This is a genomic window from Paenibacillus allorhizosphaerae, assembly GCF_042659105.1.
In the GTDB taxonomy this organism is placed as follows: Bacteria; Bacillota; Bacilli; order Paenibacillales; family NBRC-103111; genus Paenibacillus_G; species Paenibacillus_G allorhizosphaerae.
The window spans coordinates 265996-280446 of record NZ_JBHSRV010000005.1 but is presented as its reverse complement, the minus strand read 5'-3'; the positions used below and the strand labels follow the sequence as shown (position 1 = coordinate 280446).

Below are 14451 nucleotides of genomic sequence, written 5' to 3'. Positions count from 1 at the left end.
AACCGGCAGCCTGCGGGCATGGACACAATGTTTGGGGAGAGGGGGGAACGTATGTGAATTTGAATCAACTGGAAACGTTGATCACGATCTCGAAAACGATGAGTTTCCGCAAAGCCGGCGAGCTCCTGAATCTTACGCAACCCGCCGTATCGGCACAAATTAAAAGCCTTGAGGATGAATTCAAAACCGTCCTGATCGACCGCAATCAGCCGGTAACGCTGACGGACAGCGGACGCATATTCCTCGAACATGCGGAGTCCATTTTGCAAACGGTTGAAGATTTGAAGCAGCGGCTCGCGGATTTGAACCAAACCCCGCAAGGGCATATCCATCTGGGAACGACGACTTCCATCGCGATTCAAATCTTGCCGCGTGTGCTATCCTATTTTCAAAATCAGTTCCCTCTAATCAAAACGACGATTCATTCCATGACGACTTCGCAAATTATGCTGAACGTGGAAAACGGATCGATCGATATCGGTATCACTTATTTGTTCGACAAACATCCCGCGCTCGAAAGCTCCGTGCTATATTACGACACATTCGAACTCGTCGTTGCGCCGGAACATCCGCTTTCCAAATACGGGCATATCCCGATTGAGAAACTGCATGATTTGCCGCTTATTATGCTGTCGCCGGAAACCGCCGGGCGCCGGTTTGTGGATCAAATATTACGGCAGCTGTTCATTACGCCTCAGGTCGTTATGGAGCTTTCCAGCAGTGAAGAGGTAAAGCGAATGGTCGAGCTCAATCTCGGCGCCGCTATCATATCCAAGCTGTCGATTCAAAACGAGCTGCGGCTCGGCTCTCTAAAGATGATCAAAGTGAACGAACTGGCCATCAGCCATCCGGTCGGCGTCGTCTACAAGTCCGGGCGCTACTTGAGCTCGGCATTACATCAGTTTTTGCAAGATTTGAAGGGCATGCAGGAAATTCAATTCATAGGTTCGGAGTGAGAAAACAATGAAATTCGATCTACATACCCATCATGAACGATGCGGGCACGCGGTAGGAACCATTCGCGATTATATTGAAGCAGGCATCCGGCATGGGCTGGGCGTCATCGGCATCTCGGACCATTCGCCTTATTTTGCGAGCGATTTGGATCGCGAACAACCAGGAATTGCGATGGCCAAAAGCGAGTTTAACCGTTACATTGAAGAGGTGCTGAAGCTGAAGGAAGAGTACAGCGGCCGCATCGAGGTGCTGCTTGGCGTGGAATCGGATTTTTTTCCCGAGCATGCGGATTTGTACCGTCAAATGTACGAGCAGTACCCTTTCGACTATATCATCGGCTCCGTTCATTTATCGGGCGGCGTCAGTATTTTCAACAAGAAGCGCTGGAACGGATTGACCGATAAGCAAAAGATCGAGCAAAAAGAAATTTATTATGATTTGATCGAACAATCGGCGCGCAGCGGGATGTTCCAAATTCTTGGCCATATCGACGCGATGCGCGGCTTCTACCCCGCCTTCTCGGACATTCAGACGGATGCCGTCGACCGGACGCTCCAGGCGATAGCGGCGCACGGCATTGCCATCGAAATCAACACTTCCGGCAAAACGAAAGATTGCGGCGGCTGGTATCCGATCGACGCCGTTCTCGAGCGCGCGCATCATTACGGCGTGAAAGTGACGTTCGGTTCGGACGCCCACAAGCCGGAACGCGTGGGAGACGATTGGGAAGAAGTCGCGAAGCGGCTTAAAGCGATCGGCTTTACGGAATGGGTGTATTACAAACAAAAAAAACTTTATTCGGTGCCGCTTTAGGAAGCTCGGACTTGCCGGCGAAGGTTAAGGACAAACCAAAAAAATCCGGAAGGGCTTTAGGAGCCTGCACCGGATTTTTTGCTATACATGCGAATTACAGCAGCGGCCGGTACCCGAGCCGGCTCATTTGCTCCGCGATGACGCGGTAACCTTGCTTGTTCGGATGAAGGCCGTCGACGGAAAGAAGCTCTTTTTCCCGTCCGACAAAGGGACTGTAGACCGAAGCGATTTTGAAATTGCCGCATTGCAGGCTGTCGATATGCCGGTTGAAGCGCTTCACCCAAAGCGCCGCCTCCGGCACGGCCGGATACGGATTGTACAAATCGGCTGCGCGAATAATATAGCGGCTCCCACGGCTTGCTTTCAAGGCGCGGATCGTATTGACTAGCTCGGCGTAATGCTCCCGGCATTCGCGAAGCGCCTCCGGGAAGACGAGCGGGTCTTGCTTGCGCGCATATTGCTTGGCCGCGCGGATCAAATCATTCCCTCCGGCCGTTAATGTGATGATGTCGGCGCGGGCGAGTATAAACCGCAGCCTGGGATTGAACTTGACCAGACGGAGTATGTCACCGGTCGTCGCGCCGGACATCCCGAAACTCATGCTCTCCACATATGCATTCGCAGCTCTGGACGCGAGCGCGCGATACTGCGGGACCAAACCGGCCCCCGGCCACGCACCTACGCCTACGGTCAGCGAGTCCCCCACCGCTGCATATACGAGCACTGCCGTCCCCTCCTTTCGCAGGCATGATTGAATTAGCGCTTTGGTTTGCGGCGCATTGACCGGTTCCCGGAACCGGATTTCACGCTTGCCGTTTTCACCTGGGCGCCTCCCAGCAAGCTCCCCATTCCGCCGAAGCCGCCCATCAGTTTAAAGATAGGCCCCATTTGCTGGAAGAGCGTATACATTTTTTGGACTTTGCTCATGGTCGATATAATACCGTCAAGCCCGCCAACCTTTTTGAAGAGGGAAAAGAAATCGCCGCCCGCGGCTGCGCCGCCGGTCGCAGCAGCTCCTCCTCCTCCGCCGCCGCCGAATGCACTGAACAATCCTTGAACCTCCACATTGTTTAAATCGTACCGCGGCTTGGCGATTCTCGGTTTACGCGTCATACCGCCGTTCCGTTTGCCCTTGGTCGAAGCGGCCGCTGCTTCTCGGCCTTTATTTGCCGGCGGGTAATACACTTTGCTCCTCCCCCGGTTCATAGCATCGCTCGGAGTGAACGCTCCCGGTTTCGACTGCTTTATTTTGCTCATCGTTATCCCTGCCTTTTAAATACTTGTCGTTCCGACAACATGTTCCAACTTGTCTATTCCTTTTATCGTATGTTATGCGGCAAAAAAAGGCTTGGGTCGTTGAACCGCACGCGCTAAAATGGGTGAGCGGCTCCGCTCGCCCGGTTTAACGGAATCCAGAGGGTACGGAGGCGCACGACCCTCAGCCGTTGCCGCACTTTATATATTGTGACACGGCAGCGTTTGTCCAGTTCGGGGAAGGACCGGCTGTTGATTATAACGATTCTTTCCGTTGACGCTCATTCACCCCAATGATAAATTTGACGATGTAGTGATTTTCAAGTAGAGGATGGTTACGTTATGCCAAACGCAGCGCATCATATCGTGCTAGATCAACTGCATAGCATAGAAAGCGTAGCCAGCCGTTTCAGGAAACGATCGTGAGATGATTTTACGGAATCATGCGCGCGCCGGTTACGCTATTGTAATCGTGCGCCTTTTATATAGCTTGTGTCCTGTTCGGATGAACGGGTGCAACGGGCGGGCTCTGCTTCAGCGGAGCGGAAGGCATGTCGCTTGCGGGCGGATGCCTTTTTATTTTTTCTAAGGCTTGTTTGACGGTTGTTAAGGAAGGGGATCTCCTATGTTCATTGTGTTAAAAAAGCTGCGCTGGTTTTTTGCCGCGCATTGGAAAAGATACGCCTCGGCGATCGTGCTGCTCGCTATTGCCGGCATCATTGACGTCATTCCGCCGAAGCTGATCGGGTACTCCATCGACGGCATCCATACGGGCACCTTATCCGGCGCAGAACTGTACCGCCTGCTGGCCTGGTGGATCGCACTTACCGTCATCGGCTACTCGATCAACTATGTATGGATGTACCAGTTGTTCGGCGGCGCTTTCGTCCTGGAGCGAACGCTTCGCACCGGCTTCATGAAGCATCTGCTGCGGATGACGCCAACCTTTTACGAGCGGAACCGGACCGGCGATCTGATGGCGCGGGCTACCAACGACTTGCGGGCCGTGTCCGTCACCGCGGGATTCGGCATTCTAACCTTGATCGATTCCAGCTTGTTCATGCTGACGATCCTGGTCACGATGGCCGCGCTCATCTCATGGAAGCTGACGCTCGCTTCGCTGCTGCCGCTGCCGCTGATGGCCTGGCTGATGCAAAAGTTCGGCAGACGCATTCATGAGCGGTATACCCGCGCGCAGGACGCCTTCGGCCGGATGAACGATCAAGTGCTGGAGACGATCGGGGGCGTTCGCGTCATTCGCGCTTTCGTGCAGGAGGCGTCCAGCCAAAATCAATTCAAGCAAATGACCGATGAAGTGTACGAGAAAAACCGGGCCGTCGCCCAAATCGACGCATTGTTCGATCCGGTCGTCAAAGTGCTTGTAGGCGTCAGTTATTTGATCGGACTTTGCTATGGGGCTTACCTCGTATTCCATAACGATATTACGCTCGGCGAGCTCGTTTCGTTCAACGTCTTTCTCGGTATGCTGATTTGGCCGATGCTTGCGATCGGCGAGCTGATCAATATTATGCAGCGGGGCAATGCTTCGCTCGACCGCGTGAACGAGACGCTAGCTTACACGCCTGACGTGGAAAGCGCGGATCATCCGGCCGCCGTCGGCGTGCCGCATGACATCGAGTTTGACAACGTCACGTTTCGCTACCCTGCCTCGCCGACAAATAATTTGAGCGGCATATCCATCCGTCTTGCCCGCGGCCAGACGCTAGGAATCGTCGGCCGCACCGGCAGCGGCAAAACAACGCTGCTGAAGCAGCTGCTTCGCGAATATCCGGCTGGAAGCGGAACGCTCGCCATTGCCGGCGTCGCCGCAGATCGCATCGCTCTCCCGCAGCTGCATGGCTGGATCGGCTACGTCCCGCAGCAGCCTGTGCTGTTCTCCAGGTCGATTCGGGACAATATTTTATTCGGCCGGGAGGGCGCAGGCGAACAAGAGCTGCAGCAGGCGCTGGAGCTTGCTTCCTTCGCCAAAGACGTGCAATTCCTGCCTGACGGTCTGGATACACTGGTCGGCGAAAAAGGCGTGGCGCTCTCCGGCGGGCAGAAACAGCGGGTTTCCATCGCCCGAGCGCTGATCGCCGATCCGGAAATATTGCTGCTTGACGACGCGCTCTCGGCCGTCGATGCGAAGACCGAGACGGAGATTGTGTCCGGCATTCGCCGCGAAAGAGCCGGCAAGACGACGCTCATTACGACCCACCGGCTTTCCGCGGTGCAGCATGCCGACTGGATCGTCGTCCTTGACGAGGGACGCATCGTAGAGGAAGGGAAGCATGAACAGCTGCTTCAGGCGGGCGGCTGGTACAAAGACCAGTACGATCGCCAGCAGCTCGAAGGATCGACCGAAACGGAAACAGGAAAAAGGTGAAACAAGATATGATAAAAACAAAACGCACCGGGGCCAGACTGTTTCAATATGCATGGGGCTTCAAGAGACCGATCCTCATCGCTCTCGCCCTGCTGACGCTGGCCGTCTGTGCCGAGCTGGCCGGTCCGCTAATCGCCAAACGGATGATTGACCGGCACATTCTCGGCATCGAATACGCGTGGTACGAAGCTTCGCCGAGCGATAAGGCCGCGGTCCCATACGACGGCAAACGGTACAAACGAAGCGATCATTGGGCCGAAGGCGAAACGAAGGGACCGGAGGTCCGCGTGCTGCAAGTGGGCCGCAGCTACTACTTTATAGCGGAACCGCTCGCCTTCGACGGCAAACGCAGCGTGGAAGGCGGACGGCTAACCGTCAGCACGGACGGACGGGAAGCGGCGTACGCCGCGAAGCAGCTGACCTCTGCGGAGCTGTTCGGCTTTTACCGCCCGGAATTATCGGTCCTGCTTGTGCTCGCCTTATGCTACTTCGGCCTGCTCGTCCTGAGCGCGCTGTTCACGTACGGGCAGCGGTACTTGCTGCAAACGTCAGCCAATCGGATTATTGCCCGGATGCGTACGGATGTGTTTGCCCATGTGCAGCGGCTGCCCGTGCCGTATTTCGATAACTTGCCTGCCGGCAAGGTCGTTTCGCGCATTACAAACGATACCGAATCCGTGCGCGAGCTGTACGTCAACGTGCTGGCCAATTTTTTCTCGGGCATCATCTATATGGGAGCGATTCTCGGGGCGCTGTTCCTGCTGAACCCGACGCTTGCGCTGATCGCGCTGCCGATGCTGCCGATCACGTACGTCTGGATACTCGTTTACCGCCGGTTCGCCGCAGCATATAACCGCGTCATTCGGTCCCGTCTCAGCGATATTAACGGCATCATCAACGAGTCGATCCAAGGCATGCCGATCATCCGCGTGTTCCGGCGGCAGGATCATACGATGAAGGATTTCGAACGGTTGAACGGGGAATATTTCACATATCAGAACAAGATGCTGAATCTGAATTCCATTACTTCGCATAATCTGGTCAACGTATTTCGGAATATCATTTTCCTTATCGTCATTTGGATGTTCGGCGGAAAATGGCTCGGCCCCTTGGTCACCGTCGGCGTGCTGTATGCTTTCGTAGACTATATGAACCGGATGTTTCAACCGATTGTCGGCATCGTGAATCAGCTCAGCAACCTGGAGACGGCGCTCGTCTCCGCCGAGCGGGTGTTCGAGCTGCTCGACGAGGAAGGGACGGACGTCGCTTCCGGCAAGCTGGAACGATACCGCGGCGACGTTTCGTTCGAAGATGTCCACTTCGCCTACAAGAACGACGAGATGGTACTGCAGAATATTTCGTTCGAAGCGAAGCAGGGGGAAACGGTGGCGCTCATCGGCCATACCGGCTCCGGCAAAAGCTCGATTCTGAACCTGCTGTTCCGTTTCTACGATCCGCAGCGGGGCACGATCCGCATCGACGGCCGCGACATCGGCGGCATTCCGCGTCAATTGCTGCGCCAGCATATGGGCATCGTGCTGCAGGATCCGTTCCTGTTCACCGGCACGATTGCCTCCAACGTCAGCTTGAACGATCCGGCCGTCACGCGGGACCAAGTAGAGCAGGCGCTGCGCGACGTGGGGGCCTACGACATGTTCGCGGCGCTGCCGGGAGGCATCGACGAGCCGGTAATCGAGAAAGGCAGCACACTGTCCGCAGGGCAGCGGCAGTTGATCTCGTTTGCCCGGGCGCTTGCCTTCGATCCGGCAATCCTCATCCTCGATGAGGCCACCGCCAGCATCGATACCGAGACGGAAGCGGTCATTCAGGGAGCGCTGGACGTGCTCAAGAAGGGCCGTACGACGTTCGTCATCGCCCACCGGCTGTCCACGATCCGCAGCGCGGACCGGATTCTGGTCCTTGATCACGGGCGTATCGTGGAACGCGGCAATCATGAGGAGCTGATGCGGCAGCGCGGCAAATATTATCAGATGTACCGGCTTCAGTCCGGCGAAGCGTCCGCCGATTCGGCTGGCGATGCCGGGCTCCGCATTGCTCCGGCACGATAAACGGCGCTTATTGCCCAGGATCGCTCATACGCAGGAGAACCTCCATTCTCCACTTTCAAAGTGGAAATTGGAGGTTCTTTTTACATTAGAACATTCGACCCGTAGCGAAGCGTCCAAAAATCAATAATTCCTTATTTGGGACAGCCGGGTGCAGCTCGCGCACGCACGGCAAACAGTGTTGCCGCATCCGAGGGGACGGCGTGTTAAGATGCGAGTATAAGGCGTTCGGCAGACGGCGGCTTCTCGAATTACTTATATGTCCAGGTCCGTGACGGCTCCTTTGGACGCCGGCGATACAAGCCGGGCGTATTTATGCAGCACGCCGGACGAAAACTTCAGCGGCGGTTTTATCCATCGCCCAGCCCGGGCTTCCAGCTCCGCCGCAGATACTTCAACATGAATTTCCTGCGTCTCGCTGTCAATTGTGATCGAGTCGCCATCCTGTAGCAAAGCGATCGGGCCGCCGACCTGCGCTTCCGGCGCCACGTGACCGACTACGAAACCGTGCGAGCCGCCGGAAAACCGGCCGTCGGTCAGCAGCGCAACCTCCCCGCCTAGCCCTTTGCCCACGAGCATCGCCGTGACGGACAGCATTTCCGGCATGCCCGGCCCGCCTTGCGGTCCTGCATAGCGGATGACCACGACATCGCCCTTGCGGATGTTATCGTTCATGATCGCTTGCGTCGCTTCATCTTCGCTGTCGAATACGCGAGCGGGGCCGGTAAAGCGCGACTTTTTCAGCCCTGACATTTTGGCCACTGCGCCTTCCGGAGCCAGATTCCCTTTCAGCACAACCAGGGGTCCGCTTGGTTTTAACGGATTGTCAATCGGTCGAATGATCCTTTGACCTTCCTTCAACGGCTGTGCCGAAGCAAGGTTTTCAGCCAATGTTTTTCCGGTTACCGTCAAACAATCGCCGTGCAAAAGTCCATGTTCTAGCAACAGCTTCATGACCCCTGGTACGCCGCCGACCTCATTGAGGTCCTGCATCGCGTATTGTCCGCTAGGCTTCAGGTCAGCAAGATGCGGCACTCTGCAACGGATGCGTTCGAAGTCGTCCAATGTCAGGTCAACTTGTACCGAATGGGCGATCGCCAGCAAGTGAAGAAAAGCATTCGTTGAGCCGCCAAGCGCCATTACGACCGCAATCGCGTTTTCGAACGCCCGCTTGGTCATAATGTCGCGGGGAACGATATTTTTACGCAGAAGCTCCAGTACCGCCTTCCCGGCCTCCTCGCATTCGTCGGACTTGCCTCTTGCAATGGCAGGCGTGGATGACGATCCGGGCAAGCTCATTCCGAGCGCCTCCGCTGCCGATGCCATCGTATTGGCTGTGTACATCCCCCCGCAAGCGCCGGCTCCGGGACATACCGTACATTCGATCCGGTGCAGCTGCGTCGCGTCCATGATGCCTTCATGGTATTGGCCGACCGCCTCGAAAGCCGTTACGATATCGACGCTCCGGCCGTCGAGTTGTCCCGGTTGAATCGTGCCGCCATAAACGTATACGGCAGGAATATTCATTCGGCCGATCGCCATCAAACAGGCAGGCGTATTTTTATCGCAGCCGCCGATCGCGACCAACCCGTCGAACCGTTCCGCATTCGTGACGATTTCAATCGAATCGGCGATGATTTCGCGACTGGGCAAAGAAAACAGCATGCCCTCGTGCCCCATCGAAATGCCGTCGGACACGGTGATCGTATTGAAAATCAGCGGAGCGCCGCCGTTTTCCTGCAGCCCTTTTTTCGCGTGCCGGGCCAATTGATCGATATGAATATTGCAAGGCGTCACTTCACTCCACGTACTGGCAACGCCGATCATCGGCTTTTGAAAATCTTCATCCTGAAAGCCAACGGCTCGAAGCATAGCCCGATTCGGCGTGCGGTTGACGCCTTCGCTGATGACTTTGCTGCGAATGCGCAAATCTTCGTTGTCCGGCATACGAATCAATCCTTTCGATATAAAAATTAGATCAAAGCATACAACTCGTTCATCGGCCTTAGCAGGTTTTGTTTCATAACGGCCGCTGCAGCAGCGCGATCCCCTTGTTCCAAAGCTTGGATAATGTCGGCATGCTCTTGAACCGAAGCGTAGGTTGCGGCAACCGGCTGCTTTAGAAAAACGTACTTGAACCGGCGAATATGAATTTGCAGCGATGCGCTGAAGGACGATACATACGGGTTGTCCGCGATGTCGATGATGAGATTATGGAACTGTTCGTCGATCTCCATCGCCTGGAAAGGCTGCCCGAGTTCAATGGCCTGGGAGAACCTTGCGTTAAGCTCCTTAAGCTGCTCGATTTGTCCGGGTATGATGAGCGGTGCCGCCAGTTCGGCGGCTAAGCTGTGCAGTGCGGCAAGCGTAGGGTACATTTTCAAAACGTCGTCTTTTTCGATCGTCTTGACTCGCGTATCTTTCCCCGGGTGCATCTCGACCAGACTTTGCATTTCCAGCAGCTGCAAAGCTTCCCGGATCGGCGTTCTGCTGACCCCGAGCGCATCCGCCAGATCCGCGTCGATCAATTTTTCGCCGGGTTGAAGCGTTCCGTCTATAATCCAGCGCTGGATTTGCGATAAAGCCCGCTCTTTGGCCGACATACGGGCCGGCGTTGAGAAATTGCTAGGAATAGGCATCATCAATTCCCCCTCTTCTATATGCAATATATCGCATATAGATACAATATTCAATAACATTTAGTAAAAAACTTTGTATGGCTCCCCGTTCCGCCTTTCCATGAGTTAGCTAATCAAACGAAAAAAGACGCAATTGCTTGCGTCTTCCGTTCATAGGCGAGCCCGTGGTCATCCTCAAAGTTCATTTGTAATCCTACTTGCTTCTAATACCCTGTGCTGCGCAATCCGTCTTCGCCGAGGCGGTCTTTAAGCTGCTGCACATACAGACTGCGCGGCTCCACATGCTGTCCGTGCGAATCCCAAAAGCCGTCCGGTCCCCGGTTGCCGCCCGCATCCTTCTCCCCGATATGGCCGATCGCCCAGTTTTGGGCTGTCGGCGGCTGTTGGACGACGAGTGTCCCTTCCGTATTCCATGCGACGTAATTCGCGCCGGCCCAGCCGTGACCGGAGCCCATGTTCAGCCGGTTCATCAACGAAATCATATCATGTACGTTATCGTACAATCCCCCTACCGACCAGCGATGATGCGGTTCGCTCCATGTAAGCGGCTGTTCGCCGATACAGTCCAGAAATACGTTGGGTCCCGTCACCCGGGAACCGAGCGTAAAGCCATGACGGTTGTTCAAGGCAAAGCACCGCTGCACCAGCCCCGATTGGCCGATCAGATAAAAGCCGTAACGGCCAACATAAATGTTCGTCTCATAAAACGTGCGTCCGGTGGGGTCGTAGCCTTTGCCGTTATAATACTTTTTGTCAGCAATCAGATTCGAGGAATCCTGAATCGTAATCCACTTCGAGCCTCTTCCGGTCCGGAACGCGCCGTTCGTGCTGTTAAAGTGCTCTAGGGTCACATTTCGTACCCACCCGTTCTTGCAATAGTCCAGGTCGACGAATTCGTCGGCATGCCGCGTATCGTCTACACCGTCCTCGTTCGGCTGCCAAAACGCGATGGCCCTTACATTTTCGACGCCGACCTGACTTATACGGCCCGGGTCTTCGAATTTATATATTCGCCCGCCGCCCCACCGCTTTTCTACGGCATTCATCAGGGAAGAATCGACGGTGATCCGGTCCTGTTCGATGGCCGTGATGACATGCTCGAACTCCAGGTCGAACGGCGACCACTGCGTAATTTTACCGCCGTCGCCCCGCGGAGGAATACGGTCCATCCCGATCTCGCCGATCCAATCGGCATTCCCGCTCCGCTGCACGACAATCGTATCGCCGACCCGGAACCGCTCCGGGTGCTCTACGCGAAACGAATTAGCTCCGACCGGAACATAAGTGTCCAATATTTCACTGCTGTCCGATGTTCGTACGCGAACGGATTGCTCCGAGCCGTGAATCTTCAGCACCCGGCGCCGGTTATGGCCGGTCGCGATCAGGACGGTGGCTTCTGCTCCAACAAGCGCTTTCTGTAGCTGCTCCAGATCAAAGCGCCGGTCCGGATCGTACCACAGCTTACTGACATCGCCCTGTCCTTCGCCGCGCAGCACGACACCGCTCGCCTTTATTTCAATCGAACCGGTGATCTCATAGATCCCTTTCCGCAGCAGCACAGCCCCGCGAATCCCGTTGTCATCCAGCGGCAGCTCGGATACTTGATCGATCGCCTCTTGAATCCGGCTCGTATTGTCTCCCGGCGCAGGCTCCACCGTTACTTTGACCGGAACATCCGGAATCGCCACGCCGCCACCGCCATACCCGACTCCCGAAAAATCCGGTAGGCGATTTCCCCGGTAGTCCGGCAAGTATACCATTCGTCCCTGCCCGTTCGTATAAGCGGCTTTGCTGCAGTTCGGCGGAAGCTGCCGCTCATCGATAGAGGTGAAATAATAACTGTCCGTTTCCGGCGCGAGCCCGTCGAGCCGAAACTCCGCTTCGATGCGGCAGCCTCCCTTCTTACGAACGGTACCCGGAAAACGAATAACGGCTTCCTCTCCGGCTTGCAGCTGTTGCTCAGCAGCGGATGCGACGATCTCGCCGCTCTGCTCATGAATCACTTTCACTTCGACCGCCCCTGCCCGCCCACTCGTCACCGCCAGGCGCGGGTATGCGTCGCCCGGCACAAGAACGGCCGGATATCCGATCCGCACTTCCATCGTCTCATGCTGCAGTTCTACTGCGATCCATTCATGCACTGTAGGTTGTTTCGTTTGCATTGTCGATCCCTCCGATTCAAACTCGATCATAGCTGTCCATAAAATAAATCTTCCATCGATCATAACTCGACCACGCTCTTGGTATAAATAGCCAAAATTCAGCTTTTTTTGTACAATGCTAACGAATCACTTCGAACGGGAGGAACCGACTTGAGCAATCAGCACCGCATTTTATGGTTCGACCGGCAGGTACGTCTGCGCAAATATCCGAACAGCGTGCTCCTTGCCCGGCAATTCGAAATCTCGGCCAGACAGGCGCAAAGGGATATCGAATACATGACCGAATCGATGGGAGCCCCGCTGCAATATGTTGCCAAGCAACGGGGTTATGCTTATACGGACGAAGCGTATGTGCTGCCGAATATGTACATGACCGAGCAGGAACGGCAAATATTGCTGTTTTTATCGTATCGTTTCGAGCAAGCGAACAAAGTGACCGGGGGAACGTTCCACAACGCCAACCGGCTGTCTCATTTATTCAAGCAAATGAGCGGCGCGCGGGACGATGACAGCGAGTTCCAGCTTCCCGCCTTCGAATACGACGCGCAGCTGCTGCACAAAATCAGCACGTTGAACGCTGCCGTAAAAGAAAAGCGTCCGGTGCAGCTTTGGCTTCCGTCTGACAACGGTGAACGGATCGTCGGCGGTATCCCGCAGCAGCTTCTGTACCGGTACGGGGAAGATTACGTTATCGTCCGCACCGCAGGTGCAGATGCGCCGAAGGAGGAATATGTCGCGTTGCAGCGGATCCGGAAGATCGTCGTCGAGAAAGAATCTTCCATAAAGCAAGAGCCGGGGGCGACTATCAACGACGGGTTGAGTATTCCGCCTTTATCCGGCTCCTCGCCCCAAACGGCTAATCCCGGTCTTACGGGAGGTATCCCCAAAAATCCGAAACCGTTCTGCGCCCGAATTCGCCTGCGCGAACCATTGAACGGCTCCCGTTGGAGAGGTTATCCTGCCGCTGCGACCGATGCGGAGCAGGTGTATGCAATTGAGTTTTTTGATCCCGATATGTTTGTGGCAATGCTCATGGAAGAGGAATGGGAAACCGTGGAGTCGCCGGGATGGCTGAAGGACAAGCTCTATCGCCGTTGTCAACAAATTATGGAAAAAACCAAGCCGCCGTCTAACTGACACGACATTTTATGTCGTATCATCTATATTATGATAACACTACGCAGCGAAGGAAAGGAGGAACCGCATGAAAAGGACCGTTACCGGCTTGACATGGACAAGAGAATCCAAAACATTCGTCGACTGCCTTCATGCCGTCCTTGTCGCCGCAGGTCTCTCGAATGAGCCTAAATATATGCTTTCCGGCAAAACGGGAATGGCGTTCAAGTTTTGCGTCCATAAGGAGCTGCTTCCTTTGTCGGTTACCGCATACGGCGAATGGATAGAGGAGCATCAGCCCGCTGCTGAAAATATCGGAATTGCATCGGCGATATATTGTGGACATACGCGCCATCACACGTTTCCATTGTACCGCGAGGCCTTCATCCGGGAGATGAAAGCTTCGATCGAACGGGGCGTCGGGGTCATTTTCTGGGAGCCGGAGTTTTGCGTCATACATGGGTATGACGACGATGATGAGGTGTTCTTTTATTCCGACGGACGCTCCCATGAAGAAAAGATCAAGCTGTACGACAATTTCGGATTGAATTTTACGCCGTATTGGTATGCGCACCTCATCCTCGGCCAAGTGGAGCGTGATCCGCTAGATGTCGTGCTGCAATCGCTGCGCACCGCGGTCCGGGAATGGGAGACGCCCTACAAGACGCCGCCCAATATCGATATCGGTTCGGGCCAGCTCGCTTACCGCTATTGGATCGCAGCACTTGAGAAAGGCGGTTTCCATCCGTTTGGTGCATCGTACATCCTTTCCTCTGCTGCGTATTCGAGACGGGAACTCCATGCCTATTTCCGAGAAATCGCTCCGCTCATCCCGGGGCTAACCGATGTTATCCCGTTGTACAACGAATTGGATGCCCTTTACCAAGACGGGCTTACGCGCCATTCCAACAATGCTTTTAAACTGGCGGCAATGTTGAAGGAAGCGGCGGCCATGGAGGAACGAACGGTTCAATGCATTCGAGCGATCATAGACGGATACCCGGCCGCCGACCGGCCAATGCCGAGGTGGGGATCCGCTCCCCCCAGATGAAAGGATT

The 14451-nt window shown here is 55.2% G+C and carries 11 protein-coding genes; 6 read left to right on the top strand and 5 right to left on the bottom strand.

Annotated elements, in window-relative coordinates:
- Positions 1-53: 53 nt before the first annotated feature.
- A complete protein-coding gene (locus ACFQI7_RS20295) occupies positions 54-956 on the top strand; it encodes a LysR family transcriptional regulator (protein ID WP_218100286.1) in 903 nt (300 codons plus the stop codon).
- A 7-nt stretch (positions 957-963) separates the two neighbouring features.
- Positions 964-1770 carry a histidinol-phosphatase gene (locus ACFQI7_RS20290; protein WP_218100285.1) on the top strand — a complete coding sequence of 269 codons (807 nt, stop codon included), beginning with the start codon at positions 964-966 and terminating at the stop codon, positions 1768-1770.
- Between the two features lie 94 nt (positions 1771-1864).
- Here the strand turns inward: ACFQI7_RS20290 and ACFQI7_RS20285 are convergent, their stop codons facing one another.
- Together ACFQI7_RS20285 and ACFQI7_RS20280 are read right to left on the bottom strand one after the other, a co-directional pair.
- Positions 1865-2494, bottom strand: coding sequence for an SGNH/GDSL hydrolase family protein (locus ACFQI7_RS20285; protein ID WP_230415181.1), 630 nt, complete (start codon positions 2492-2494; stop codon positions 1865-1867).
- Positions 2495-2526: 32 nt separating this feature from the next.
- Entirely contained in the window at positions 2527-3027 is a 501-nt protein-coding gene (locus ACFQI7_RS20280) for a hypothetical protein (RefSeq protein WP_218100284.1), read from the bottom strand.
- Between the two features lie 622 nt (positions 3028-3649).
- On the opposite strand from ACFQI7_RS20280, the gene ACFQI7_RS20275 reads away from it, so the two are divergent.
- A complete protein-coding gene (locus tag ACFQI7_RS20275; protein WP_218100283.1) occupies positions 3650-5410 on the top strand; it encodes an ABC transporter ATP-binding protein in 1761 nt (586 codons plus the stop codon).
- Positions 5411-5418: 8 nt separating this feature from the next.
- Positions 5419-7479, top strand: a complete 2061-nt coding sequence (locus ACFQI7_RS20270; RefSeq protein WP_218100282.1) for an ABC transporter ATP-binding protein — start codon at positions 5419-5421, stop codon at positions 7477-7479.
- Between the two features lie 252 nt (positions 7480-7731).
- Here the strand turns inward: ACFQI7_RS20270 and ilvD are convergent, their stop codons facing one another.
- From ilvD to ACFQI7_RS20255, 3 genes are all read right to left on the bottom strand, one after another.
- Entirely contained in the window at positions 7732-9423 is a 1692-nt protein-coding gene (ilvD, locus tag ACFQI7_RS20265; protein WP_218100281.1) for a dihydroxy-acid dehydratase, read from the bottom strand.
- A gap of 26 nt (positions 9424-9449) precedes the next feature.
- Positions 9450-10115, bottom strand: coding sequence for a GntR family transcriptional regulator (locus tag ACFQI7_RS20260; RefSeq protein ID WP_218100407.1), 666 nt, complete (start codon positions 10113-10115; stop codon positions 9450-9452).
- A gap of 203 nt (positions 10116-10318) precedes the next feature.
- Positions 10319-12277, bottom strand: a complete 1959-nt coding sequence (locus ACFQI7_RS20255; protein ID WP_218100280.1) for a hypothetical protein — start codon at positions 12275-12277, stop codon at positions 10319-10321.
- A 150-nt stretch (positions 12278-12427) separates the two neighbouring features.
- On the opposite strand from ACFQI7_RS20255, the gene ACFQI7_RS20250 reads away from it, so the two are divergent.
- On the top strand, positions 12428-13414 hold the full coding sequence (locus ACFQI7_RS20250; RefSeq protein ID WP_218100279.1) for a helix-turn-helix transcriptional regulator: 987 nt from the start codon (positions 12428-12430) through the stop codon (positions 13412-13414).
- A 67-nt stretch (positions 13415-13481) separates the two neighbouring features.
- The gene (locus ACFQI7_RS20245) at positions 13482-14444 is read left to right on the top strand and encodes a hypothetical protein (RefSeq protein ID WP_218100278.1); all 963 of its coding nucleotides are present in this window, start codon (positions 13482-13484) and stop codon (positions 14442-14444) included.
- The last annotated feature ends 7 nt before the right edge of the window (positions 14445-14451 follow it).